A 24,542-nucleotide genomic window follows, 5' to 3' on the forward strand; every position below is an offset into this window, starting at 1 on the left:
TTCGGCCGGGTTCGTTGACACACTCACCAACTGGAGGACATATGTTCAAGGGAGCCGACGACCTTCTCGCCTATATACGTGACGAGAACGTCGAAATGATTGACATCCGTTTCTGCGACCTGCCCGGGGTGATGCAGCACTTCACCGTCCCCGCCGGCAGCTTTTCCGAGGCAGTCTTCGAAGACGGCCTCGCCTTCGACGGCTCCTCCATCACCGGGTTCCAGAAGATCCACGAGTCCGACATGGCCCTGCTGCCCGACCCGACCACCGCCTTCCTCGATCCCTTCCGCAAGGCCAAGACGCTGGTGGTGAACTTCTTCGTCCACGACCCGCTGACCAAGGAGCCCTACAGCCGCGACCCGCGCAACATCGCCCGCAAGGCCGAGGAGTACCTGCGCAGCACCGGGCTGGCCGACACCGCCTTCTTCGCCCCCGAGGCGGAGTTCTACGTCTTCGACGACGTCCGCTACGAGACCTCGACCCAGGGTGCCTTCTTCGCCATCGACTCCGAGGCGGGAGCCTGGAACACCGGCCGCGTCGAGGACGGCGGCAACCGTGGCTACAAGGTCAAGATCAAGGGGGGCTACTTCCCCGTCGCACCCATGGACCACTTCGCCGACCTGCGTGACGAGATCGTCAAGGTCTGTGAGGAGAGCGGTCTGGTCGTCGAGCGCGCCCACCACGAGGTCGGCACCGCTGGCCAGGCCGAGATCAACTGGCGCTTCGACACCATGCTGGTCAGCGCCGACAACGTGATGAAGTTCAAGTACATCGTCAAGAACGTCGCCTGGGAGGCCGGCAAGACCGCCACCTTCATGCCGAAGCCGATCTTCGGCGACAACGGCTCGGGCATGCACGTCCACAGCTCGCTGTGGAACGGCGGGACCCCGCTGTTCTACGACGAGAACGGGTACGGCGGCCTCTCCGACACGGCCCGCTGGTACATCGGCGGCATCCTCAAGCACGCCCCGGCGCTGCTGGCCTTCACCAACCCCTCGGTGAACTCCTACCACCGACTGGTGCCCGGCTTCGAGGCCCCCGTGAACCTGGTCTACAGCCAGCGCAACCGTTCGGCCTGCATGCGCATCCCGATCACCGGCTCGAACCCGAAGGCCAAGCGCGTCGAGTTCCGCTGCCCCGACCCGTCCTCCAACCCGTACCTGGCCTTCGCCGCCATGCTGCTGGCCGGGCTGGACGGCATCGAGAACCGCATCGAGCCGCCGGCCCCCATCGACAAGGACCTCTACGAGCTCCCCCCGGAGGAGCACGCCGAGGTCGACCAGGTGCCCGCCGACCTGGGCGCCGTGCTGGACGCCCTGGAGGCCGACCACGAGTTCCTGCTCGCGGGTGACGTGTTCACCCCCGACCTGATCGAGACCTGGATCACTCTGAAGCGCGCCGAGATTGACGCCATCCGTCAGCGCCCGCACCCCTACGAGTTCGACCTGTACTACACCATCTGACGATCCCGCCCGCCATCCCCTACTTGCCCGCGCAAGTAGGGGATGTGCGTCTCCGGGGGCGGCCTGCTGCGACGCAACGCGGTGAGCTCTTCCAGCATGGGCTCAGCGAGCACCTCTCCGGTCGGACCCCCTCCCTACACTGGGAGCCATGAGGCTCACCCCGGCTGACGGCCCCGCTGATCCTTCCGGTTCCACGCCGCACGTCGGCCTGTTCCCCGGCTCCCCCGTGCTCCGCTTCGAGTTCCGGGACGCCGGGAGCCAGCGGCTGGTCGAGCCCTTCACGGTCGAACCGGACAGCTTCTACCGGGTCGGGCTGTACCCAGAGTTGCTCTTCGAGGACGCCGAGCCGGACCCGTTGCCGGTGTACTCCTCGGCGGCGATCGGCATCACAGCGGTCACCGAGTCCGGCGAGCGCCTCGAGCTGCGCGACCAGCACCATGTGGTCATCCACGAGGGGAATCCGGGCCCCCGCGTCACCGACCAGTGGAACCTCATCGACCTTGACCTGCGTGACCTCGCCGGGCAGCGGATCAGCATCGAGCTGTCCGGCCCGGAGGGCCAACGCGGCAGCGGCTGGGTGCAGCCCGTCGGGCCCCTTCCCGCCCCCAACCCCCACACAAGCCCCCTGGAGCTGGTGCACACCACCCGGGGCACCCACCAGACCGGCGGCGGCTCCATCAGTCGCGGAAACACCTTCCCGCTCACCTGCGTCCCGCACGGCTTCAACTTCCTCACCCCGATCACCGACGCCCGCTCCCACCGCTGGCTCTACAGCTGGCACGGACGGCCCACCGACCCTGACCCCCGCCCCGCGCTGCAGGCCCTCGCGGTCAGCCACTGCCCCAGCCCCTGGATGGGTGACCGCACCGCCTTCCAGCTGATGAGCTGGACCGGGCACCCCACCATTGACCCGCTGGCCCGTGAACGCCACTTCAACCACGATGACGAACTGGACCAGCCGCACCATTACCGCGTCCGCCTGGAGGATGGGGTGGTCGCGGAGATGGTGCCGACCTCACGCGCCGGCCTGTTCCGCTTCGACTTCTCCGGGGCCCGCGCGGAACGGCGAGGCGTCCTGTTCGACCAGCCCGGCGGCGGCGACCTGGAACTGACTCGCCTCCACGACGGGCGCATCGCCTTCACCGCCCGCATCGACCCGCCCGCGGACTGGCAACTCGACGGCCTCCCCACCCTGCCCGGCTATGTCCATGGCGAGACCCGCCAGCCGGTCGACATCGTCGACGCCTCCACCCGCGAAGGCATCCCTGAACTGCCCACCAACCTTGGTCGCGCCATCACGCGCCGCTGGCCCCGTTGGGCACGTCTGAAAGTCCCCCGATCGCAAGCAGCCGCCGTCCAGCTGCGCGAGGGCGAGGTTCTGGAGGTCGCGCTGGCGGTCAGCTTCATCTCCACCGAACAGGCCCGCCACACCCTTACCGAGGAAATCGGCAGCACCAGCTTCGACCAGGTCCGCGAGGACGCCGCCCGGCAGTGGACCGCGATCCTGGACCGACTCGAGGTCACCGGCGGCACCCACGACCAGCGGGTCAGCGCCTATTCCAACCTCGCGCGGCTCCACGCCTGGCCCAATGCCCACCACGAGAACCTCTCCCGCACCCCCGGCAAGCAGGACTGGGGCTATGCCTCACCCTTCCGCCCCCTCGCCGGTGACGAGCAGAAGCACCGCACCGGCGCCGAGATCGTCCCGGGCAAGCTCCAGGTCAACAACGGCTACTGGGACACCTTCCGCACCTGCTGGCCCGCCTTCCACCTGTTCACCCCGAAGCTGGCCACCGAACTGCTCGACGGCATCCTGCAGCAGTACCAGGACGGCGGCTGGATGGCTCGCTGGTCGGCCCCCGGCTACTGCGACGTCATGGTCGGCACCAGCTCGGATGCCATTTTCTCCGACGCCAACTCCCACGGCATCTCCTTCAACGAGGTGGACGCCTTCGACTCCGCGCTGCGCAATGCCTGTGTCCCCTCCGAGCAGACCGCCACCGGACGCAAGGGCATCGCGCGGGCCCGGTTCCGCAGGTACGTCGACACCGACGTCCACGAGGGCTTGAGCTGGTCGATGGACAATGCGAACTCCGATGCCGCCATCGCCGCCTGGTCCACTCGGCTGGCCAACAAGTCCGCCGACGCCCTGTCCCCCACCACCCAGGCCCAACCCGACCGGATCGATGAGTTCCGCGCCAACGCGGTGTGGTTCCGGCACCGGGCCTCGGGCTACCAGCAGCTCTTCGACGGGGCCACTGGCTTCTTCCGCGCCCGCCGGCCCGACGGCCGGTTCCGCGAGTCGGTCGACGACTTCGACCCCAGCTTGTGGGGCCGGGACTACACCGAAGCCACTGCGTGGGGGATGGCCTTCCACGCCCCTTTCGACGCCGAGGGCCTGGCCGAGCTGTACGGCGGGGAGGACGAGCTGGCCGCCAAGCTCGAGCAGGCGCTCTCCACTCCCGAATCCGCCAGCGGACGCGTCGGCCGCCACTACGGGGGCGTCATCCACGAGATGACCGAGGCGCGGGCCCTGCGCCTGGGGCAGGTGGCGATGAGCAACCAGCCGGCCCACCACATCCCCTACATGTTCACCGTCACCGGCCACCACCACCGCACCCAGTGGCTCACCCGCGAGATCCTCGAGCGCTGCTTCACCGGATCGGCGATCGGCCAGGGCTACCCCGGTGACGAGGACAATGGCGAGATGTCGGCGTGGTGGCTGCTCAGCGCAGCGGGGCTCTACCCGCTCTCGGTGGGGTCGGGGGAGATGGTGATCACTGCCCCGCTCTTCGAACGCTTCGCCTTCCGCCGCGACGACGACACCCTGTTGGAGGTCACCGCCGGGAACATCCACCACCGCTACATCCAGTGGGTGACCGTCAACGGCGAGGGCTGGGACCACGTCACCATCCCCACCTGGATGCTGCACGAGGGCGATCTCCACCTTCACGTCGAGCTCGGCCCCGAACCCTCGGACTGGGCCCGCGACACCCGCCCGGTCTCCCTCGGCGGACAGCTCCAGGGCCACCGCTGGCATGACGACCTGACCGGCCGCGCCACGATCTCCCCGAAGGGTGCCCAGGGGCTCATCGACGACGAGGGCGAAGGCGCGAGCCTGGCCGCCGGCGAGGTGGTCGAGCTGGAGTGGCCGGAGACGGTCACCGCGTCCATCTACACCCTCACCCCCCGCGCGGATGGCACCGCTCCCGTGCTGGTGGAGTACCGCACCGAGAACGGCGAATGGCACCGCGCCCACTCCCAGCCCCGCCGGGCGAAGTGGGCTGACCAGTCCCAGGCCTACCTGCTGCACATCAGCGGGGAGGCCCTCGACCTGACCGCCCTGCGCCTCAGCGCCCGGGAGGACGTCGACCTGGTCCAGGTCGAGCTCTATCTCTGAGGGCTACTTCTTCGCCCAGAACAGCTTCTCCACCACTGCGGACGCCCGCCGCGCCGCGCGCAGGTAGTCGTCCACGAGTTCGGCGCTGGTGCCCGGGGGACGCCTGAGCAAATAGCCCACATTGCCCCGCTCACGGGCATCCGAGGGCATGGTGTCGGGGTCGCGCGCCCTGTTGAGCATGTTCGCATTCCGAATCCGGGACGCCAACACCCACGCCTCGCGCAGGGCTTGCTCCTCGGTGGCGGTGAGCAGTTCCTCGGAGCGCAGCACGCCCAGCGCCTCCAGGGTGCGGGTCGTGCGAAGCGCCGGGATTCGGGCGCCGTGCTGCATCTGGAGCACCTGCACCGTCCACTCCACATCGGACAGGCCACCCTCGCCCAGCTTGAGGTGCCGCTTGGTGTCGGCGCCGCGGGGCATCCGCTCGACCTCCATCCGGGCCTTGAGCTTGCGGATATCGGTGATCTGGGCCCGGCTGACACCCCCGTCGGGGTAGCGGATCGGGTCGATGGCGGCCAGGAACTCCTCCACCAGATCCCGAGGCCCGGCGCCGTACCCAGCCCGGACCAGGGCCTGCGCCTCCCAGGTGTCCGACCAGCGCTGGTAGTAGGCCTTGTAGGAGCCCAGGGTGCGCACCATCGGCCCGCCCTTGCCCTCAGGCCGCAGGTCGATGTCGACCTCGAGCGCGGGGTCAGGGCCGGGAGCGGAGAGGAATTTCCGCAGGCGGGTGATGACCTGCCCGGCCAGTCGCGCGGCGTCCGGGTCATCGGTGTCGGGGATGACGAGCATCGCATCGGCATCCGAACCGTAGGCGAGCTCGCGTCCACCCCAGCGGCCCATGGCGATGATGCCGATCTCGGGCGCCCCGGGTACCTCGCGGGCGGCCAGGTCCAGGGCAGCCTGCAGGGTCGCCGAGGCGATGTCGGCCAACGCCTCGCCGACCTGCTCGATGTCGAGCCCCTCGCTGACATCGGCCGCTGCCACCCTGAAGAGTTCACGGCGCCGCACCGCCCGGATGGCGTGGGCAGCCTCCTGGTCGGTGTCGTGCCGGTTGGTCGCCGAGGTCATCGCGCCCAGGATCCGATCGAAGCCCAGTGGCCCACGGTTGGCCTCGCTGGCCAGGATCTGCACGCTCTCGGGGTTGCGTTTGAGCAGGTCCACCGCATAGCGGGAGCTCGCAAGCAGCCGGGCCAGGAGGGCTGCCATCTCGCCCTCGTCGCGCAGCGCCCGTAGGTACCACGGCGAATCCTTCAGCGACTCGGAGAGCTGGCGGAAGGCCAACAGCCCGGCGTCCGGGTTGGGTGCTTGCGCGAACCAGCCCAGCATGGCGGGCATGAGCTGTCGCTGGATTCCGGCCGCCCGCCCAACCCCGGAGGTCAGCGACTGGATGTGGCGCATGGCAGCATCTGGATCGGCAAAGCCCAGCGCCGTCATGCGGTCGCGCGCGGCTTCAGGGGCGAGACGCAGCGCATCGCCGCTGATGCCGGCGACAGATTCCAGCAGGGGTGAGTAGTAGACCTGCTGGTGCAGCCGCTGCACCGTCCTGGCTGAGGACCGCCAGGCGTCCAGGAGCTCCTCGCGGGTACGGAATCCCAGCCCACGCGCCAACCGGCGCAGGCCTGCCTCGTCGTCGGGCATCAGGTGGGTACGCCGCATCCGGTACAGCTGCACCCGGTGTTCCAGGAGGCGCTGGAATCGGTAGGCCTCGCCCATCTCCTCCCCCTGCGCGCGACCCACGTAGGCATCGTCGACGAGCTGGGCGAGTGCCTCGAAGGTGCCGCGCAGGTGCAGGCTCTCATTCCCCTTGCCATGCACCAGCTGCAGCATCTGGACGGTGAACTCGGTGTCGCGCAGGCCGCCGGCGCCCAGCTTGATCTCGCGGCCCTGCTCCTTGGCAGGGATCAGCGAGATCACCCGTTGACGCATGGACTGGGTTTCGGCCATGAAGTGGGGGCGTCCGGCCACCGACCACACCATCGGCGCCACCATGTCGCAAAACTGGTGGCCCAGGTCGAGGTCCCCAGCCATCGGACGGGCCTTGAGCAGGGCCTGGAATTCCCAGTTCTTCGCCCACTTCTCGTAGTAGGCCTTCATGCTCGACAGGGTCCGGACCAGCTGGCCGGCGTTGCCCTCGGGACGCAGCGCGGCGTCGACCTGCCAGATGCTCCCCGCCGCAGTGAAGGTGGAGCAGTTCCGCATCACTGCTGCCGCCACGCGGGTCGCGATCTGCACCGCCTGCTCGGGTGTGGTGTGTTCGTCGGCGGGTTCGGCCACGAAGAGGACGTCGATGTCGCTGATGTAGTTCAGCTCGCGCGCGCCGCACTTGCCCATCGCCAGGATGGCCAGCCGGGCACGGTCATGGTCGGGCACTTCGGCGCGGGCAATCTCCAGGGCGGCATTCACCACCGCGTCGGCGATATCGGCCAGTTCCTCGGCGATCGAGGGCAGCAGCTCCTGCGGGTCATCCGAGGTCAGGTCGCGCACGGCCACCCGGGTCAGGGCGCGGCGGTTGAACCAGCGCAGGTGGTCCAGCGGTTTCTGTTCATCGGAAACCGCCGCCAGGGCCTCCTGGAGGAGCTCCTGGCGGGTGCGTTGCCGCGGCTCGTCCTGGAAGATGGTCAGGTCATCGTGGCGACGCGACAGGTGCTGGCCGAGAGCTTGGGATGACCCCAGCAGCAGGACGAGCCGACGCATGGCCTCGGCGTCCCCCTTGATGCCCGAGAGTTCGTCGGGGGCCTGCTCGCTCAACTGCGCCAGGCTCGCGACCGCCAGGTCGGGGTCGGCGGACTGGCTCAGCAGGGGCAGCCAGTCCTCGGCGTCGCGGAGGCGAGCCAGACAGGCGCGGGCGGCGGGGGTCTGGGCAAACCCGTACCTGATCAGCTCCGCCTGGGAGATCTCTGCCACGAGTCCACTGTAATGTGTCAGCTTGCCGTAACCCTCGCGTAAGGGTCCGGCCATGCAGCGGGGCTAGTGTGCGGGGGTGACGATCATGGTGGCCAGGAACGATGCGACCCTGAAGCGCATCTGCCAGGCCCTGGTCGACCAGGTCCAGGAGCTGATTCCCAGGGACGAGCTGAAGGCGACGCCCCAGCTTCCGCCCTCGACGGCGAGGGACCGCGTGGGCCAGGTGCTCTTCCTGCTGACCGATGCCCTGCAGACCCTGAGCTGCCCGACGAACTCCCGGGCCGTTTCGCTCGATGACCACCTGACCAGCCGTTTCCACGCCGAGACCACGGTGCGCGAGCTGGTCCGCACCGTCGTTGGCGCCGACACCGCCGAGACCCTGGCCCCGCAGGCCTCCCGGCTCCTGATGGACCTGCGCGCCGAGCTGCTCCCGGGGCAGCTGCCCGCCACCGTGGACAGCCTGTTCGGCACGGTACGACTGGTCGACTACCTGCGCGGGGTGCTGATCGAGGCGGTCGTGTGCGCGCTGCGTTTCCGCTGTTCCACGCTGGAGGCGGCACTCACCGAGTCCTCGCGGGCGCTTGCCTCGGTGCTGGCCACCCGGCACCCCGGCTCCACGATCGAATTGCGCGTCCCGCCGGCGACCGCCGTGCAGCTGGGCGCCCTGGGACGCGGCCCGGAGCACACCCGCGGCACTCCCCCCAATGTGGTCGAGATGGACCCGCTCACCTTCGTCAGCCTCGCCACCGGCCTTCGTGAATGGTCGGCAGAGCTGGCCGCCCACCGCGTCAGCGCGTCCGGATCGCAGGTGGACGTCCTGCCCGGCATGCTGCCGGTGACCAACCTGCTGCGCTGATCCCCGTCAGAGGGTGCGGAGGTAGCGCTCCAACTCGAAGGGGGTCACCTGGGCGCGGTACTCCTCGAACTCGGCCCGCTTGTTGGTGAGGAAGTGCTCGAAGAGGTGCTCACCCAGCGTGTCGGCCACCAGTTCGGAGTTCTCCATCGCGCGCACCGCCTCGTCCAGGTTGTGCGGCAGCGGCTCGATACCCATCGCCATCCGCTGCCGTCCGGTCAACGCCCAGACATCATTGTCGGCCTCGTCGGGGAGCTCGTACTGCCCCTCGATGCCGGCCAGGCCGGCTCGCAGGATCACCGCATAGGCCAGGTAGGGATTGCACGCCGAATCCAGCGAGCGGATCTCCACCCGCGCTGAGGACTGCTTGTCGATCCCGAACATGGGGACACGCACCAGGGCCGACCTGTTGTTGCGACCCCAACACGAGTAGGCCGGTGCCTCGCCGCCCTCGACCAAGCGCTTGTAGGAGTTCACCCACTGATTGGTCACCGCACTGATCTCAGTCGCATGACGCAGGACCCCGGCGACGAACTGGCGTCCCACTGCTGACAGACGTGCCTCGTGGGTCGCGTCGTAGAAGGCATTGGTGTCGCCCTCGAACAGCGAGACGTGGGTGTGCATGCCCGAACCCGGGTACTCGGTGAAGGGTTTGGGCATGAAGGACGCGTGGATGCCCTTGGCGGCTGCCACCTCCCGGATCACGCAGCGGAGGGTCATGATGTTGTCAGCCATCGTGAGCGCATCGGCGTAGCGGAGGTCGATCTCGTGCTGGCCGGGGGCAGCCTCGTGGTGGCTGTACTCCACCGCGATGCCCATCTGTTCCAGCATCTCGATGGCATCACGGCGAAAGTCGGTGCCCTGCCCCAGGGTGGTGTGGTCGAAGTAGCCGCCGTGGTCCAGCGGGACCGGGTTCGCGCCGGGACGACCCTGTTCGAGCAGGAAGAACTCGATCTCGGGGTGGGTGTAGAAGGTGAAACCCATGTCGGAGGCCCGGGTGAGCGCGCGCTTGAGCACTCCACGGGGGTCGGCAAAGCTGGGCGAACCGTCGGGCAGTGCGATGTCGCAGAACATCCGCGCGGTGCCACGCGCCTGCTGTCGCCACGGCAGCTGCTGGAAGGTGCTCGGGTCGGGCCTGGCGACCATGTCGGACTCGTAGACGCGCGCATAGCCCTCGATCGCCGATCCGTCGAAACCGACTCCTTCGGCGAAGGCGCCCTCGAGCTCGGCGGGAGCGATCGCCACCGACTTCAGGAAACCCAGCACATCGGTGAACCAGAGCCGAACGAACCGGATGTCGTGCTCTTCCATCTGGCGCAGGACGAAGTCGGTCTGGCGATCCATGTGGTCATTGTGCCCCACCCCACCCCCAAGGGTTGGACCGCGCCACCGTTGGCACCGTGATGAGGAGGAATTCCTACGGTGATGACCATGACCAGCAATCACAAGCCCCATGTCGAAGCCCACGAAAAGCCCCTGGACGTCCCGGCCCCCTCGGTCGAGGAACCCACCACCCCCCGAGAGCCGCTGCCCGCCCCCGGAGACCAGCTGGCGCCCCAGATGCGCACTGCGACCGGCGTGGACGCCGGGCGTCCCCCTTCGGACCGCGCCCAGCAGGGACCGTGGCTGACCACGGCCCAGGGGCTGCGCCTGCGCGACACCGACCACAGCCTCAAGGCCGGGCGCCGCGGCCCCACACTGCTGCAGGACCACCACCTGCGCGAGAAGATCATGCACTTCGACCACGAGCGCATCCCTGAGCGCGTGGTGCATGCGCGCGGTGCCGGTGCCCACGGCCGGTTCACCAGCAATGGTGCTGCCAGCACGCTGACCCGCGCCGAGTTCCTCAAGCCCGGCGTGGAGACCCCGGTCTTCGTCCGCTTCTCCACCGTGCTGGGATCGCGTGGCTCGGCCGACACCCCGCGCGACACCCGCGGGTTCGCCACGAAGTTCTACACCAGCGAGGGTGTCTACGACCTCGTCGGCAACAACATTCCGGTCTTCTTCATCCAGGACGGGATCAAGTTCCCCGACATCATCCACGCCGGCAAGCCCGAGCCCGACCGTGAGATCCCGCAGGCGGCCAGTGCTCACGACACCTTCTGGGACTTCGTTTCCCTGCACACCGAGGCCCAGCACCACACACTGTGGAACATGTCCGACCGAGCGCTGCCGCTCTCGCTGCGCACGATGGAGGGCTTCGGTATCCACACCTTCCGTTTCATCGCCGAGGACGGCAGCACCAGCCTGGTGAAGTTCCACTGGAAGCCGAAGGCGGGTGTGCACTCCCAGCTGTGGGAGGAGGCGCAGCTGACTGCGGGCAAGGACCCCGACTTCCAGCGGCGCGATCTGGCCGATGCGATCCAGAACGGTGCCTTCCCCGAATGGGACCTGGGCATCCAGGTCTTCCCCGACAACGAGGAGCAGATGTTCGAGGGCATCGACCTGCTCGACCCGACCAAACTGGTCCCCGAGGAGCTGGCCCCGGTCGAGATCATCGGCACGATGGTGCTGGATGCCAACCCGACCAACTACTTCGCCGAGACCGAACAGGTGGCCTTCCACCCCGGCCACCTGGTGCCGGGCATCGACGTCACCAATGACCCTCTGCTGCAGGCCCGCCTGTTCAGCTACCTGGACACCCAGATCACCCGGCTGGGTGGGCCGAACTTCAGCCAGATCCCCATCAACCGCCCGCATGCCCCGATCAACGACATGCTGCGCGACGGGTTCCACCAGGACGCAGTGCCGGCCGGCAAGGCGCCCTACCGGCCCAACTCGCTCGATGGCGGCTGCCCGTTCAAGGCCGGGGAGGACGTCAGCGCCTTCATCGACCACCCGCAGGTCGTAGAGGGCAGCATGGTCCGCGAGCACTCGGCGTCCTTCGATGACCACTTCTCCCAGCCCCGGATGTTCTTCCGGTCCCTGACCCCGGTGGAACAGGACCATGTCATCGGCGGGTACGCCTTCGAACTGTCCAAGGTCACCTGGCCCCAGATCCGGGAGCGACAGGTGAAATTGCTGGTCACCATCGACGAGCACCTGGGCACCGAGGTCGCCAAGCGTCTCGGCCTCGAGGTGCCCACGCCGCTGGAGGACGTGGAGATCGTGGAGATGCCTCCCTCACCGGCGCTGCGCCAGGTTCGTGAGGAGGCCTACCCGGTCGCCGGGCGACGCGTCGGGATCCTGGCCGACGGGGCCACCAGCCTGACCGACTTGGAAGCGGTGGTCGACACCGTCACGCAGGCCGGTGCGATGCCGTTGGTGGTGGGCCCCCACGCGGGACGCGTGGAGTGCGCAGGTGGGGACTTCTCCGCCGACAAGACCTTCTTCTCGGCCTCGTCGATCGAGTTCGACGCGCTGGTGCTGCTGTCCTCCTTCGGGCCGGCGGAGGTGGACCCTCGCGTGCAGCTGCTGGTGGAGGAGGCCTATCGCCACGGCAAGCCGCTGGGCGCCGTGGGGCAGGCCGGTGACGTGGTCGAGGCTGCCGGGATCGCCGGTGAGGATGCCGGCATCGTGGTCGCCCCCGAGGCGACGGGCGTGACCGAACAGGTGCTGGAGCTGCTCGGCCATCACCGCGTCTGGGAGCGCCTGGCCAGGATCTGAGAGGGTCAGATGCGGAAGGGGCCCCAGGCGCCCTCCTCGCGCTCCTTCCGCTTCTCCTCTTCCTCCTCGAGGTCGTTGAACGTGGGATCAGTCTCCCAGGCCTCGTTGCGTGCCTCTGCGCGCTCGAGGGCGTGCTGCGCCTCTTCGGGGCTCTTGTACGGGCCCAGCCGATCAGCGGCCTTGCAGCCGTCATAGGGCTCCACGCGATGGTGGGTCAGGCACCAGTAGTACTCGCCCCCATGGTCGTCGGTCATGCTTGTTCTCCCCGCTAGAGTCGATGCAGTGAGCAGTCCGATCAAGCCCTACCCCGTCAGCCCGATGCGTCCGGTGCCGAGTTCGATCACGCGGCCCCCCTACGTTGGGAAGCCTGCACCCACACCGTACATGGGCCGACATGTGCAGAGCGCCGAGACGATCGAGGCCATGCGTGAGGTGAGCAGGATTGCCTGCCAGGCGATGCATGAAGCCGGCAAGGCCATCGCACCGGGTGTCACCACCGATCAGTTGGACGCCATTGCCCATGAGTTCATGCTGGACCACGGTGCCTACCCCTCCTCCCTGGGGTACCGGGGTTTTCCCAAGTCGTGCTGCACCAGCGTCAATGAAGTGATCTGCCATGGCATCCCTGATGGGCGTCCGCTGGAGGAGGGGGACCTGGTCAAGGTCGACGTCACCGCCTACAAGAACGGGGTGCACGGCGACAACTGCGCCACCTTCTACTGCGGCGAGGTCGACGAGCAGTCACGGCTCCTGGCCGAGCGCACCCAGGAGGCCATGAACCGGGGCATTCGGGCAGTGAAGCCCGGGCGTCCCCTGTCGGTCATCGGACGCGTCATCGAGAGCTACGCCGGGCGCTTCGGCTACGGCGTGGTTCGTGAGTACACCGGCCACGGGGTGCACAGCGCCTTCCACTCGGGGCTGGTCATCCTGCACTACGACGAGCCGCGACTGGACACCCCCATCGAGGTCGGGATGACCTTCACCATCGAGCCGATGTTGGCCATCGGCAACCCCAGCAGTGAGCAGTGGGACGACGGCTGGACCGTGCTCACCCGCGACCGGTCCCGGGTGGCCCAATTCGAGCAGACGATCGTGGTGACCCCCCAGGGCGCCGAGGTGCTCACCCTTCCCATGGACGGGATGACGCCGGCCCCCAATGGGCCGGCGCCGAAGCTCCCCTGAGCCGGTCGGCGCAGTAGGCCGCTTTCTGCTCCGCGCCCAGGGCGCGGACAGGTTGCGAACCTGGCGGCTGGGCAGTCCACCCCGGGACACGTCGTACACTGGATGTCTGGACGAGTCGGCCGGGTGATCGCGGCGCCCCTCGGGGCTGCTGAGGAAAGTCCGGGCTCCACAGGGCAGGGTGGTGGGTAACACCCACCCGGGGTGACCCGCGGGACAGTGCCACAGAAAACAGACCGCCGACCACGGTCGGTAAGGGTGAAACGGTGGTGCAAGAGACCACCAGCACCCCAGGTGACTGGGGTGGCTCGGCAAACCCCACCCGGAGCAAGACCAGACAGGACGTGTTCGAGGGCTGCCCGCCCGAGCGTCCGGGTAGGTCGCACCGCTCACGCGGAAGGTCGTTGGCAACAACGGTCGCAGATGGATGATCACCGACCACAGAACCCGGCTTACAGGCCGACTCGTCCTCTCCTCGGTATTGACCGGCCGGACGCCCCAGGCTCCGTTCCGCGTGCACCGAGCCCCACACCCGTGTAGACCTACCCATCTTTGTCAGCCCCACCCGTCATGGCGGGTAGGGCTGACAAAGATGGGTAGGTTTGGGGCTCGCAGCCGTCAGCGGGCTTCGAAGCGCACCTTCCCGGCACGGAGGTCGACCGAGACCAGCTCAACGTGGACCTCGTCACCAAGTTCCAGGGCCGAACCCTTCACCGGGCCCTCGACTGCGGGCTCGGTCAACGAGATGACCCCCTGGCCGGGTCGCTTCTTATCCACGCTCACCACCACACCGGTGAACCGTTCTCCGACCCGGCGCTCCAACGCCATGGCCTCAACCAGGTCGGTGGTGCCCCGCTCAAAGGCCTTCGCGCGCCGATCGGACTCGTTCATGATCTCCGGCAGTGTCGGGAGCGCCTCGACCACCCACTCGGGGACCTGCGTGCCCGCACACAGCGCGACGCAGACTTCACCGGCGAAGCGATCGACCAGGCGGCGCAGCGGCGCGGTGACGTGGGCGTAGTTGGCAGCCAGGGCGCCGTGCACGAGCTGGTCCGGCGTCAACCCGGGCTCGATGACGGTGTACCGGGCGCCACGGAACAACCGGACGCAGGCCATCATCATCGCCTGGTCCTGCGGCCGCCGGGGGTCCAGGGACTGCACGAATCCGGCGTAGTCCACCTTGCGGGGCCAGGGCAGCTGCAGGCTGTGCGCGACCCGACGCAAGGCCTTGATCGTGCCGTCGTCCGGCGGCGGGAGGGTCCGCAACAGCCCGACTCCGGCCTCCACCATCATCCGAGCCGCGCAAAAACCGGTCATCAGGGAGATCTGGGCATTCCAGTCCTCATCAGGGAGGGGCGCACGGTATACCAGCTCCCAGGTATCTTCCTTGGCCTCGACCTCCTGGTCGGGCAGGTTCAGGGAGACGCCGCCGCGCTCCAGCTCAATGAACTTGCGCAGCCCGCCGACCTGCTTGAGCAGCATGAGCGACTCCGGCGCAGTACCGCGATCGATGTCGTGCTGGACGTCGGCGTAGTTCAACTTCGCCGTGGAGACCACCAGTGCGCGGTCGACACGTGAATCGACGATTTCGCCGTCCTCGTCGAGCCTGATCTGCCACACCTGGGCCGGGCGCGGAGTCCCATCGGCCAGCAGGCTCGCCGCCGCCTCGCTGAGTGCCGGCGGATGCAGGCTGTGGCGCTGGTGCGGCGCATAGTACGTCTGGCCCCGCCGGCGGGCCTCCTGGTCGATCGCCCCTCCCGGGCGCACCCAGGCCGCCACATCCGCGATGGCGTAGTGCACCAGGTACCCGCCGTCCTCGGTTCGGGAGATGTGCAGGGCCTGGTCCAGGTCCATCGAGCTGGGCGGGTCAATCGTGACGAAGGGGATCTGCGTCTTGTCCACGTGTCCCAGCGAGCGGTCGTAGCCCTCGGCGGCGACTCGTTCGGCCTCAGCCAGCACCTCCTGCGGGAAGTCCCCGGGAATGTCGAGGCTCTCCCGCAGGGTCTGGAAACCCTCACGGATCGGCTCGGGCAGGTTTTCCTCGACCAGGATGTGACGACGTGGCATGGCGTACTCCTCTTGACGAACCGGGGCGACGAGCAGGTCAGCGAATCAGGATGCGGCCGCACTCCTCGCAGCGGACCACCTCGTCGGCGGGGGTTTGCTGGTAGCGGCGCAGGTCAGCAGCGTTGGCCTCCACGTGACAGCCGGTGCAGCGGCCATCGCGCAGTCGACCGGCACCGGTCCCGGCGCGGGCAGCGATCTTCTCGTAGAGGGCGACCAGCGGCTCCGGCAAGCCCGCCACGACTCCCTGGCGCCGGCTGAGCTCGGCCTCGATCTCTGCGTCGATCTCGCCGAAGGCCTTCTCCCGGGCAGCGATCAGACCGCGAGCCGTGTCATCAATGGACGCACGCTCAGCCGCCACCTGGTCGCGATGCTTCCCGGCGTCCTCGGCCTTCTGCATCAGGTCGAGCTCGTCATCCTCCAACTTGGAGATGCGGCCCCTGAGGTGCTCCAGCTCCTCAAGCATCGATCGCAGGGCCTTCGGGTCGGCGATCGCCCCGGAGTCGACCCGCGCCTGGTTGCGCTCCAGCCGCGCCTTCGCCGGCTCCAGGTCCGAGTTCAGCCGGGCAACCTCGTCATCGAGGTCGGAGACCCTGGTCTCGGCGGCAACCAGCTGTTGGGTCACGGCATTGCGCCTGGCGCCCAGTTCGCGCAACGTCGCCAGTTCGGGCAGGTTGGCGCGACGATGCCGCGCCTGCTCCACGGCCAGGTCGATCTCGGCCAAGTGGAGCAGTCTGGCCTGCTCGGAGGGTGCTGCCTGCATGAACGTCTCCCGCGATTCGTGACTTGTGGGCTCGACTCTACCGACCTTCGCCGCGGCGCCGCGATGATCCGCTCGTGCCCGCTGTCGACGACACCTGAGCCTGAGGGGGTGGGGCCCTATGATGACGAGAGTTCGTGCCGGACCCAACCCAAGGAGCTGCGATGAGCGAAGAACAGCCGAAGCTTCCCAACCGCCAGAATCCCTTCTCAGAAGCTTTTCGCGAGTTCATCCCCACCGGGTGGGCGCCCTACCCCACCGAGTTGCCGCAGGCTCTTCCCGCCGCCAGCTGGACCCCGGAGCGCCGCCGCAAGCTGTCCCAGAAGTTTCCCGAGGACCGAATCGTGCTGCCCGCCGGCGGCCTGAAGGTGCGAGCCAACGACACCGACTACCCCTACCGCCCCGACACTGCCTTCGCCTACTACTCCGGGCTGGGCGGTGATCGAGAACCCGACGCTGTGCTGGTGCTCGAGCCCAGCGACAACGGCCACGAGCCGACCCTCTACTTCAAGCCGCGCGCTCCGCGCACCGACCCCGAGTTCTACGCCGACGCCCGCTATGGCGAAATGTGGGTGGGCCAGCGGGAATCCCTCGACGAAATGGCCGCGTTGATCGGCTTCCCGGCCGCTCCCATCAGCGAGCTCGACGAGCACTTGGCGAAGAACGCCGATGCGGTGCAGTTGCGCGTCCTGCGACTGGCTGACGCCGAGGTCGCCGCCCGCGTTGACAGGGTCCGCCGTGAGGCCGGACGCAGCGAGCAGACCGAGTTCGACGAGGAACTCGCGGTCGCCGTCTCCGAGCAGCGCCTGGTCAAGGACGCCTTCGAGGTCGAGGAGATGCAGCGAGCCTGCGATGCCACCGCCGAGGGCTTCGAGGCAGTCGTCCGCGACCTCCCCGAGGCCGTGCGCCGCGGTCGCGGTGAGCGCTGGGTGGAGGGCATCTTCGGGCTCTACGCCCGCCACCACGGCAATGCTGTCGGCTACGACACCATCGCCGCTGGCGCGGACCACGCCAATACCCTGCACTGGATCCGCAACGACGGTGACCTGCGAGAGGGCGACCTGCTCCTGATGGACGCCGGGGTCGAGCTGGACTCGCTCTACACCGCCGACATCACCCGGACACTGCCGGTCAGCGGCACCTACTCCCCTGCCCAGCGCAAGGTCTACCAGGCCGTGCTGGACGCCCAGAATGCTGCCCTCGCCGCAGCGAAGCCGGGTGTCTCCTTCAAGGAGGTCCATGCGGCAGCGATCAAGGTCATCGCCGAGCGCCTGCACGAATGGGGCCTGCTGCCGGTCACCCCGCAGGAGTCACTGTCCCCCGAGGGCGGCCAGCACCGCCGCTGGATGGTGCACGGCACCAGTCACCACCTCGGCCTCGACGTGCATGACTGCGCCCAGGCCCGCACCGAGAACTACCGAGAGGGCGTCCTCGAACCAGGCATGATCATCACCGTCGAGCCGGGCATCTACTTCAAGGCCACCGACCTACTCGTCCCCGAAGAACTGCGCGGCATTGGCGTGCGCATCGAGGACGACATCGTCATCACCGAGGACGGCAACCGGATCCTGTCCGACAAGCTCCCCCGCGACCCCGATGAGGTGGAGGCCTGGATGGCGGGCCTGCTGTGAGCGATGAGCGCGCGGTGCCGCGCGGGCTGCCCCGCCTCGGTCTGGGCACCCGCAAGGTCCGCGCCGCAGCCCCCGCCACCGACGGACGGCCCGAGCAGTGGCGCACCACCCCGGACTCGATCGTGGCGTGGGCCTGGTATGTCAACGGCATCCGGCAGGACGTCGATGATCTGGGCACCGCCATCTCGCGAGCCAAGGTCGACGACGGCTTCCTCTGGTTGGGTCTGAAAGACCCCACCAATGACGACATGGCCCACTTCGCCCGTCAGTTCGACCTGCACCCGCTCGCGATCGAGGACGCTGTCGAGGGCCACACCCGCAGCAAGCTTGAAGTCTTCGACGACAACACCTTGTTCATGGTCATCTCGACGATCGCCTATGTGGAACATGATCAACTCACCGAAACCGCCGAGGTCGTGTCCACCGGCCAGATCATGGTCTTCGTCGGGTCCAACTTCGTCCTGACGGTGCGCCGCGGGGAGCAGTCCCCGCTGCAGAACCTGCGGGCGTCCCTCGAGCAGAGACCCAAGTTCCTCAGCCGCGGCCCCCATATCGTGCTCTACGCCGTGCTGGACAGCGTCGTTGACGACTACCAGCAGGTCGTCGCCGACATGGAGGAGGACCTCAACGAGATCGAGGAAGCGGTTTTCGCCCCGCGCGGCACCAACGAGCTGGGGCAGGTGTACCAGCTCAAGCGCGAGATCATCGAGTTCCGTCGGGCGCTGACCCCCCTGGCGCTGCCGCTGACGCACCTGGCCAGCCGATCGATGCCGGGCATACCAGCCAAGGCACAGGCCTACTTCCGGGAGGTCGCCGACCACCACACCGAGATCCGTGAGGCGGTGGCCTCCTTCGATGACGTCCTGACCAACCTCCTCCAGGCGGGCCTGGCGCGCCTGTCGATGAAGGACAACCAGGACATGCGCAAGATCTCGGCGGCGGTGGCGATCCTGGCGGTGCCCACCACCCTGGGAGCCATCTGGGGCATGAACTTCGAGTACATGCCCGAGCTCGGATGGCGCTACAGCTACTTCGTCGTGCTCGGCGTGATGCTGACGACGATGGTGTTCCTGTTCATCGCCTTCCGCCGCAACAAGTGGCTCTAGCGCTTCTGCCCCAGCACCTGCACCACGCTGGACAGCCCTTGGTGGCCCATGCCCTCGAAGATGCGCCGCTCCACGAGCCGGACGTCCAGCACCAGTCCTGACCAGTCATTGAGGACGCGTTCGCGCGTCATCAGCACGTCCTCCCGCTTCGGGCCGCCGGTCCCCAGCTGGAGCTGGGCGGGCGTGTAGGCCTCCAGGATCAGCCGCGCGCCCGGCGCCATCCGCCGAACCAGCGACTGGCTCACTGTCCCCCGCAACGGCTGGGGCAGGTGGCAGAAGATCGACACAATCGCATCCCAGGGACCGTTCGCTGCCGGGGCATGGATCCATTCGGTCAGGTCAGCACATCGCGCATCGATCTGGACGCCCTTCTCCGCCGCCCATGCCTGGGCCTTCCGCACTGCCACAGCGGAGAAGTCCACAGTGGTCACCCGATGCCCGCGCTGGGCAAGCCAGACGCCATTGCGCCCCTCACCATCACCCAGACACAGCACGCGGGAGCCACGCCGTAGCATGATCTCCTGCTCCTTGAGGAAGTCGTTCGGCTTGTAGCCGTACAGGTGGTTGGGGTGGTCGTAGCGGTCATCCCACTCGATCGCCGTGCTCATCGATCACGCGTGGGGGTGGTCTGGCTGGCGGGCTGGTTCCAGAGTCGGGCGCGCTCCCCGGGCATCTGTTGCAAGAGGTCCCGCGCCTGCTGGGCGACCTTGTGCTCGCCGAGCACCTCGTAGCGGCTCGCCACCGTCTGGGTGATGGAGTTGAAGTCACGATGCCGTCCACCGACGGCGTAGGACAGGACGGCTTGCAGGATGCCGAAGCCGGCACCCAGCACGATGCCGACCAGCAACATCTCGGTCAGTCCCCCCTGACTGAACAGGCCGAGCATCAGGCCGATGAAGACACCGGTGAAGATGCCCGAGACCAGCCCGCTGACGAGCACGGTCCCCCAGGTCTTGCGGCCCTGGACCCGTTCGATCGTTTTCAGGTCGGTGCCCACGATGCACAGGTTGGCGACCGGGAAGTCGTTGTCGGCCAGGTGGTCGACCGCCTTCTCCGCCTCCTCATAGGTGTCATAGACGGCAATGTGCTGGGGGTATTCCAGCATCAGGGCACGCCTCAGGTCAGGGCGATTCGGGGGAACGGACATGCTGCCTCCTTCGGACCCGAACAGCCTAACCAGTCCTACCCCCCCACGCGGGCCAGTTGCGCCCGGGCCACTTTCAGGCCGGCCTCGTCCACCATCTCGTCGTCCACGACGATCGCACCCCGCGCCCCCTGGGCAAGGCCCGTGGCCTCCTCATAGGCAGTCACGATGCGACGGGCTCGCTCGAGGGTCTCCGCCGAGGGGGTGAACACCGCATTGCCGGCGGCGATCTGGTCGGGGTGCAGCACCCACTTCCCGTCGTACCCGAGCGCCGCCACCTTGCGGGCGGATTCGGTGAATCCCTCGACATCGCGGATGCTGACATAGGGCCCATCGATCGCCTGCAGCCCGTGGGCCCTCGCTGCGACGAGGATCGCGGAGAAGGCGTGGTGGAAGTGGTCCCCGGGATATCCGGGGATCTGGGAGGCAACGCTCAGCGAGGCCATCCCCATGGACGCCATGTAGTCCCCGGGCCCGAAGACCAGCGTCTCGGTGCGCGGGCTGGCGGCGGCAATCTCGGCGACGTTGAGCACGCCGCGGGCCTCCTCGATCTGGAGTTCCAGCCCGATCTGGCCCACGTCGAGGCCGGCTGCCTGCTCGGCCTGGGTGAGGACGCGGTCCAGGGCCTGCACGTCGGCGGCGCAGGTGGCCTTGGGCAGGACGAGGCAGTCGATGTGGGCGCCGGCACCTGTCACCACCGTCCAGGTGTCCATCGTGGTCCAGGGGGTGGTCCAGTCGTTGACGCGCACGGTCAGGGTACGCGGGGTCCAGCCCTCGGGAGCGTTCAGGGCGTCGACGATGCGGTGCCGGGCCGCCTCCTTCTCGCCGGGAGCGACCGCATCCTCCAGGTCCAGGAAGAGGCAGTCCGCCTCCAGCCCCCGGGCCTTGGCGATGAATCGATCACTGGAACCGGGAACGGCCAGGACGGTGCGACGTGCACGCTGGGGGCGAGGGGAAGCGGATCGGCTCAGACTCATGCATCCAGCGTAGGGGCCGGTAGATTGCCCCTGTGAGCGCCTCTTCGATCTTCATCGCCCGGCTCCAGGGCATGCCCGTCGTGGACGGGTTCGGCGACTCCATCGGCAAGGTGCGCGATGTCGTCGTCCAGGAACGTGAGGGCCGCCGCGCGCCGAAATGCCGCGGCCTCGTGGTCGAGTTGCTCGCTCGCAAACGCATCTTCGTGCCCATGATCCGGGTGCACGCCATCGACCCCGGGCAGGTGGTCATCGCCGGCGCCGTCGACACGCGGCGCTTCATCCAGCGTCCCTCCGAAACCCTGGTGATCGAGGACCTCTTCGACCGCATCATCGCCGGCCCGAATGGCCAGCAGGTGTCGATCATGGACGTGTCCATGCGCCAGGTCCGCAACCGGGACTGGGAGCTGGCCGAGGTGGCGGTGGTCGAGAGCCAGGCGGCGGGACGGTTTCGCATCGGGCGCCGGCGCCTGCACAGCTACACCGTCAACTGGTCGGAGGTCGGTGCCGCCATCACTGGTGCCGAGGATCGCGACACCTCCCACCTGGTGGCAGCCATGTCGGACATGAAGCCTGCCGACGTCGCCCGCGAGCTCTACGACATGGAGCCCGAGCGACGCATGGAGGTTGCCCAGGCCCTGGATGACGACCAGCTCGCCGACGCCCTCGAGGAACTGCCGGAGGACGAGCAGGTCGAGCTGCTCAGCCAGCTGGACACCGAGCGCGCCGCCGACGTTTTGGAGGAGATGGACCCCGACGACGCCGCCGACCTCATCCGGGAGCTGCCCACCGACCTGGCTGAGGACCTGCTGCAGCGCATGGATGCCGAGGAGGCCCGTGACGTCCGTTCGCTGCTGGTCTACGCCGAATCCACGGCGGGCGCCATGATGACCCCGGAGCCGGTGATCCTGGGCGTGGATGACACCGTCGCCGACGCTCTGGCCCGCGTGCGACACGAGGAACTCACCCCGGCCCTGGCGTCCATGGTCTTCGTCTGTCGCTCACCGCTGGACACGCCCTCGGGGCGGTACCTGGGGGCTGTCCACATCCAACGGCTGCTGCGCGAACCACCCTCGGTCTCGGTGGCCGGGATGGTGGACGCCAAGCTGGAGCCGATCACCCCCGACACCTCACTGGCGGAGGTGAGTCGCTACTTCGCGATCTACAACCTGGTCGTGGCGCCGGTGGTCGATGACCAGCAGCGCCTGGTCGGCGCGGTGACCGTCGACGACGTCCTGGACCACATGCTGCCCACCGACTGGCGCGAGGACCAGATGGAGGCGGAGACCAATGGCTGAGATCAGGCTCGACCAGCCCGCGGAACGTAGCGTCCGGCGCTTCCCGAAGGTCCGGCTGGGTGAGGAGTCCTTCGGCAGGTTCGCCGAGTTCGTCGCCCGGTTCATGGGCACGCCGACCTTCCTTCTCTGGATGACGGTCTTCGTGATCGCCTGGATCTCGCTCAACGTCATTGGACTTTTCGGCTACAAGTGGGACCCCTACCCGTTCATCCTGCTGAATCTGGCCTTCTCCACCCAGGCCTCGTACTCGGCCCCGCTGATCCTTCTCGCGCAGAACAGACAGGAGGCCCGCGACCGATTGGGCCTGGAGGAGGACCGTCGCGTCGCTGCCCAGTCCCGGGCGGACACCGACTATCTGGCCCGGGAGATCGCCAGCATCCGGCTGAGTATTGGTGATCTGGCCACCCGCGACTACATCCGTTCGGAAATTCGTGCGGAACTGCGCGACCTGCTGGCCGAACTGGACCGGCGCGAGGAGGACCTGGAGCGTCCCGCACTGCGCCGGGATCGCCCCTCGAGTTGAATCTCGGCTCAAAAGGCCCTAGACCTGAGGGCATGACCGACGAGCACCCGCTGCTGCCCAGGATCCGTGCTGCCCTGCATGAGGTCATCGACCCCGAGATCAAGCGTCCCATCACCGAGCTGGGAATGGTTGACGACGTCGCGGTCGATGACGAGGGCAATGTGACGATCGCTGTCCTGCTGACCACCGAGGGCTGCCCCCTCAAGGGCCCCATTCGCGAGGACGTCACGAAGGCGGTGGAGGCCGTCGAGGGCGTCCGCGGCGTCGTGGTGAACCTTGGCGTGATGAACGACGAGCAGCGCGCCGCGCTGCGTACCCTGCTGCGTGGCGGAGTTCCGGAGCGCACGATCCGCTTCGCCGAGCCCGGCAACACCACCAAGGTGATCGCCGTGGCCTCCGGCAAGGGTGGTGTGGGCAAGTCCTCCGTGACGGTCAACCTGGCCATCGCCCTCTCCGAGATGGGACGCAAGGTCGGCCTGCTCGACGCCGACATCTACGGCCACTCAGTCCCCGACATGCTGGGGATCGGCGACCAGCGTCCCACCCCCCTCGACGACATGATCATGCCGGTCCCCGCCGGCGACCTGAAGGTCATCAGCGTTGGCATGCTCAAGCCCAGCCGCGACCAGGTCATCGCCTGGCGCGGGCCGATTCTGGATCGGGCGCTCACCCAGCTCCTGGCCGATGTCTACTGGGGAGATCTGGACTACCTGATCCTCGACCTCCCGCCGGGCACCGGTGATGTGGCGATGAGCCTGGGCCAGAAGATCCCCAACTCGGAGGTGATCGTGGTCACCACCCCGCAGCAGGCCGCTGCCGAGGTCGCCGAGCGCGCCGGGACCATGGCTGCCATCATGCAGCAGCGCGTCATCGGTGTCGTGGAGAACATGGCGTGGTACGAGGCCGTCTGCCCCCATTGCGAGAAGGCTCACCGCGTTGACATCTTCGGGTCCGGCGGCGGCGAGCAGGTCTCCAGGGTGCTCACCGAGCGCCTCGGCTACGACATCCCGCTGCTGGCCCAGATCCCACTGGAGACCGACCTGCGCACCGGCGGTGACAGCGGTGTCCCGGTGGTGCAGAGCCATCCACAGAGCGGCGCCGCGCAGGCGCTGATGGGGCTGGCGAAGACGGTCGACGAGCGCAAGCGCGGGCTGGCCGGCATGCAGCTGGGCGTCAATCCGGTCTGATCTAGGTGGCCTCGACGTCGAAGGGGGCGGACGTCCAGTAGTTCCCGACCGTCTCATCCATGGCGTCCTCGGTCCGCTCGATCGCACCCTCGGTGTTGCGGATGGCGTTCTCGATCTCCTTGAGGTCGCGCCCCTCGGCGGCGAGATCGTCCTTGATCCCCTCGAGATCGGTCTTGATGTCGTCCAGATCCTCCTGCAGGCTGCCCAGCAGGTGCTTCTTGACGAAGACCCGCGGGTTCAGATCGCGCAGCTCCAGATCGGCGTACTCCGGGCCGAGCTCGCTGCGAAGCTGATTCTGGGCGTCATTGGCGATACCTCGCAGGAAGTGGACCACACGCGCGGCCTTGCGGGCCAGCGGAGGGATTTTCTCGGGGCCGAACATGACGACGCCGAGCACCAGCAGCATCGCGATCTCGCCGAATCCCAGGTCCACGAGTCACACCCTAGCGCGTT

At 68.0% G+C, this 24,542-nt stretch carries 19 protein-coding genes and 1 other RNA gene; 11 read left to right on the forward strand and 9 right to left on the reverse strand.

Going from position 1 to position 24,542, the window contains the following annotated elements; translation table 11 throughout:
- The first annotated feature begins 41 nt into the window (after nucleotides 1-41).
- A complete protein-coding gene (gene glnA, locus M3G03_RS08345; protein ID WP_259809241.1) occupies nucleotides 42-1,463 on the forward strand; it encodes a type I glutamate--ammonia ligase in 1,422 nt (473 codons plus the stop codon).
- A gap of 148 nt (nucleotides 1,464-1,611) precedes the next feature.
- On the forward strand, nucleotides 1,612-4,863 hold the full coding sequence (locus tag M3G03_RS08350; protein WP_259809242.1) for a GH92 family glycosyl hydrolase: 3,252 nt from the start codon (nucleotides 1,612-1,614) through the stop codon (nucleotides 4,861-4,863).
- Between the two features lie 3 nt (nucleotides 4,864-4,866).
- On the opposite strand, the gene M3G03_RS08355 is transcribed toward M3G03_RS08350, so the two are convergent.
- A complete protein-coding gene (locus M3G03_RS08355) occupies nucleotides 4,867-7,764 on the reverse strand; it encodes a bifunctional [glutamine synthetase] adenylyltransferase/[glutamine synthetase]-adenylyl-L-tyrosine phosphorylase (RefSeq protein ID WP_259809243.1) in 2,898 nt (965 codons plus the stop codon).
- A gap of 85 nt (nucleotides 7,765-7,849) precedes the next feature.
- Here M3G03_RS08355 and M3G03_RS08360 point away from each other — a divergent pair, with 85 nt between their 5' ends.
- Complete coding sequence (locus M3G03_RS08360) at nucleotides 7,850-8,620, forward strand: sterol carrier family protein (RefSeq protein ID WP_259809340.1); 771 nt, start codon at nucleotides 7,850-7,852, stop codon at nucleotides 8,618-8,620.
- A 6-nt stretch (nucleotides 8,621-8,626) separates the two neighbouring features.
- Here M3G03_RS08360 and M3G03_RS08365 read toward each other — a convergent pair whose 3' ends face one another.
- Nucleotides 8,627-9,928, reverse strand: a complete 1,302-nt coding sequence (locus M3G03_RS08365) for a glutamine synthetase family protein (RefSeq protein ID WP_259809341.1) — start codon at nucleotides 9,926-9,928, stop codon at nucleotides 8,627-8,629.
- 120 nt (nucleotides 9,929-10,048) lie between these two features.
- Here M3G03_RS08365 and M3G03_RS08370 point away from each other — a divergent pair, with 120 nt between their 5' ends.
- Nucleotides 10,049-12,223: a catalase gene (locus M3G03_RS08370; protein WP_311197520.1), complete on the forward strand. Its 2,175-nt coding sequence runs from the start codon at nucleotides 10,049-10,051 to the stop codon at nucleotides 12,221-12,223.
- A 5-nt stretch (nucleotides 12,224-12,228) separates the two neighbouring features.
- Here M3G03_RS08370 and M3G03_RS08375 read toward each other — a convergent pair whose 3' ends face one another.
- Complete coding sequence (locus M3G03_RS08375) at nucleotides 12,229-12,477, reverse strand: hypothetical protein (RefSeq protein ID WP_259809244.1); 249 nt, start codon at nucleotides 12,475-12,477, stop codon at nucleotides 12,229-12,231.
- Between the two features lie 64 nt (nucleotides 12,478-12,541).
- On the opposite strand from M3G03_RS08375, the gene map reads away from it, so the two are divergent.
- Nucleotides 12,542-13,405, forward strand: a complete 864-nt coding sequence (gene map, locus M3G03_RS08380; protein WP_396121928.1) for a type I methionyl aminopeptidase — start codon at nucleotides 12,542-12,544, stop codon at nucleotides 13,403-13,405.
- A gap of 111 nt (nucleotides 13,406-13,516) precedes the next feature.
- Nucleotides 13,517-13,873: RNase P RNA component class A (gene rnpB, locus M3G03_RS08385), an RNA gene on the forward strand.
- Between the two features lie 147 nt (nucleotides 13,874-14,020).
- Here the strand turns inward: rnpB and M3G03_RS08390 are convergent.
- Together M3G03_RS08390 and M3G03_RS08395 are read right to left on the reverse strand one after the other, a co-directional pair.
- The gene (locus M3G03_RS08390; protein ID WP_259809246.1) at nucleotides 14,021-15,469 is read right to left on the reverse strand and encodes an RNB domain-containing ribonuclease; all 1,449 of its coding nucleotides are present in this window, start codon (nucleotides 15,467-15,469) and stop codon (nucleotides 14,021-14,023) included.
- A gap of 37 nt (nucleotides 15,470-15,506) precedes the next feature.
- Nucleotides 15,507-16,229: a zinc ribbon domain-containing protein gene (locus tag M3G03_RS08395; protein ID WP_259809247.1), complete on the reverse strand. Its 723-nt coding sequence runs from the start codon at nucleotides 16,227-16,229 to the stop codon at nucleotides 15,507-15,509.
- A 161-nt stretch (nucleotides 16,230-16,390) separates the two neighbouring features.
- On the opposite strand from M3G03_RS08395, the gene M3G03_RS08400 reads away from it, so the two are divergent.
- Both M3G03_RS08400 and M3G03_RS08405 read left to right on the forward strand, forming a co-directional pair.
- Complete coding sequence (locus M3G03_RS08400) at nucleotides 16,391-17,857, forward strand: aminopeptidase P family protein (protein ID WP_259809248.1); 1,467 nt, start codon at nucleotides 16,391-16,393, stop codon at nucleotides 17,855-17,857.
- A complete protein-coding gene (locus M3G03_RS08405) occupies nucleotides 17,854-18,963 on the forward strand; it encodes a magnesium and cobalt transport protein CorA (RefSeq protein WP_259809249.1) in 1,110 nt (369 codons plus the stop codon). Before M3G03_RS08400 ends, M3G03_RS08405 begins: the two co-directional genes overlap by 4 nt.
- Here M3G03_RS08405 and M3G03_RS08410 read toward each other — a convergent pair.
- Genes M3G03_RS08410 through M3G03_RS08420 form a run of 3 tightly spaced genes read right to left on the reverse strand, consistent with a single transcriptional unit; the run spans nucleotide 18,960 to nucleotide 21,084 of the window.
- A complete protein-coding gene (locus M3G03_RS08410) occupies nucleotides 18,960-19,571 on the reverse strand; it encodes a cyclopropane-fatty-acyl-phospholipid synthase family protein (RefSeq protein WP_259809250.1) in 612 nt (203 codons plus the stop codon). The genes M3G03_RS08405 and M3G03_RS08410 overlap by 4 nt on opposite strands.
- Nucleotides 19,568-20,110: a general stress protein gene (locus M3G03_RS08415; RefSeq protein WP_259809251.1), complete on the reverse strand. Its 543-nt coding sequence runs from the start codon at nucleotides 20,108-20,110 to the stop codon at nucleotides 19,568-19,570. The genes M3G03_RS08410 and M3G03_RS08415 overlap by 4 nt, the downstream gene beginning before the upstream one ends.
- A gap of 35 nt (nucleotides 20,111-20,145) precedes the next feature.
- Entirely contained in the window at nucleotides 20,146-21,084 is a 939-nt protein-coding gene (locus M3G03_RS08420) for a CoA ester lyase (protein WP_259809252.1), read from the reverse strand.
- A 32-nt stretch (nucleotides 21,085-21,116) separates the two neighbouring features.
- Between M3G03_RS08420 and M3G03_RS08425 the strand changes: the two genes are divergently transcribed.
- Genes M3G03_RS08425 through M3G03_RS08435 form a run of 3 tightly spaced genes read left to right on the forward strand, consistent with a single transcriptional unit; the run spans nucleotide 21,117 to nucleotide 24,089 of the window.
- A complete protein-coding gene (locus M3G03_RS08425) occupies nucleotides 21,117-22,379 on the forward strand; it encodes a magnesium transporter MgtE N-terminal domain-containing protein (protein WP_259809253.1) in 1,263 nt (420 codons plus the stop codon).
- Nucleotides 22,372-22,902: a DUF1003 domain-containing protein gene (locus M3G03_RS08430; RefSeq protein ID WP_259809254.1), complete on the forward strand. Its 531-nt coding sequence runs from the start codon at nucleotides 22,372-22,374 to the stop codon at nucleotides 22,900-22,902. Before M3G03_RS08425 ends, M3G03_RS08430 begins: the two co-directional genes overlap by 8 nt.
- Before the next feature lie 32 nt (nucleotides 22,903-22,934).
- A complete protein-coding gene (locus M3G03_RS08435; protein WP_259809255.1) occupies nucleotides 22,935-24,089 on the forward strand; it encodes an Mrp/NBP35 family ATP-binding protein in 1,155 nt (384 codons plus the stop codon).
- A gap of 1 nt (nucleotide 24,090) precedes the next feature.
- Here the strand turns inward: M3G03_RS08435 and M3G03_RS08440 are convergent, their stop codons facing one another.
- A complete protein-coding gene (locus M3G03_RS08440) occupies nucleotides 24,091-24,522 on the reverse strand; it encodes a sec-independent translocase (protein WP_259809256.1) in 432 nt (143 codons plus the stop codon).
- Between the last annotated feature and the right edge of the window lie 20 nt (nucleotides 24,523-24,542).

Origin of the sequence: Aestuariimicrobium sp. p3-SID1156 (assembly GCF_025144225.1) — a bacterium.
Classification (GTDB): domain Bacteria; phylum Actinomycetota; class Actinomycetes; order Propionibacteriales; family Propionibacteriaceae; genus Aestuariimicrobium.

Coding starts and splice junctions, on each gene's coding strand:
- glnA (WP_259809241.1), top strand. CDS start 42: ATGTTCAAGGGAGCCGACGACCTTCTCGCCTATATACGTGACGAGAAC.
- M3G03_RS08350 (WP_259809242.1), top strand. CDS start 1,612: ATGAGGCTCACCCCGGCTGACGGCCCCGCTGATCCTTCCGGTTCCACG.
- M3G03_RS08360 (WP_259809340.1), top strand. CDS start 7,850: ATGGTGGCCAGGAACGATGCGACCCTGAAGCGCATCTGCCAGGCCCTG.
- M3G03_RS08365 (WP_259809341.1), bottom strand. CDS start 9,928: ATGGAAGAGCACGACATCCGGTTCGTTCGGCTCTGGTTCACCGATGTG.
- M3G03_RS08370 (WP_311197520.1), top strand. CDS start 10,049: ATGACCAGCAATCACAAGCCCCATGTCGAAGCCCACGAAAAGCCCCTG.
- M3G03_RS08375 (WP_259809244.1), bottom strand. CDS start 12,477: ATGACCGACGACCATGGGGGCGAGTACTACTGGTGCCTGACCCACCAT.
- map (WP_396121928.1), top strand. CDS start 12,542: ATGCGTCCGGTGCCGAGTTCGATCACGCGGCCCCCCTACGTTGGGAAG.
- M3G03_RS08390 (WP_259809246.1), bottom strand. CDS start 15,469: ATGCCACGTCGTCACATCCTGGTCGAGGAAAACCTGCCCGAGCCGATC.
- M3G03_RS08395 (WP_259809247.1), bottom strand. CDS start 16,229: ATGCAGGCAGCACCCTCCGAGCAGGCCAGACTGCTCCACTTGGCCGAG.
- M3G03_RS08400 (WP_259809248.1), top strand. CDS start 16,391: ATGAGCGAAGAACAGCCGAAGCTTCCCAACCGCCAGAATCCCTTCTCA.
- M3G03_RS08410 (WP_259809250.1), bottom strand. CDS start 19,571: ATGAGCACGGCGATCGAGTGGGATGACCGCTACGACCACCCCAACCAC.
- M3G03_RS08415 (WP_259809251.1), bottom strand. CDS start 20,110: ATGTCCGTTCCCCCGAATCGCCCTGACCTGAGGCGTGCCCTGATGCTG.
- M3G03_RS08420 (WP_259809252.1), bottom strand. CDS start 21,084: ATGAGTCTGAGCCGATCCGCTTCCCCTCGCCCCCAGCGTGCACGTCGC.
- M3G03_RS08430 (WP_259809254.1), top strand. CDS start 22,372: ATGGCTGAGATCAGGCTCGACCAGCCCGCGGAACGTAGCGTCCGGCGC.
- M3G03_RS08435 (WP_259809255.1), top strand. CDS start 22,935: ATGACCGACGAGCACCCGCTGCTGCCCAGGATCCGTGCTGCCCTGCAT.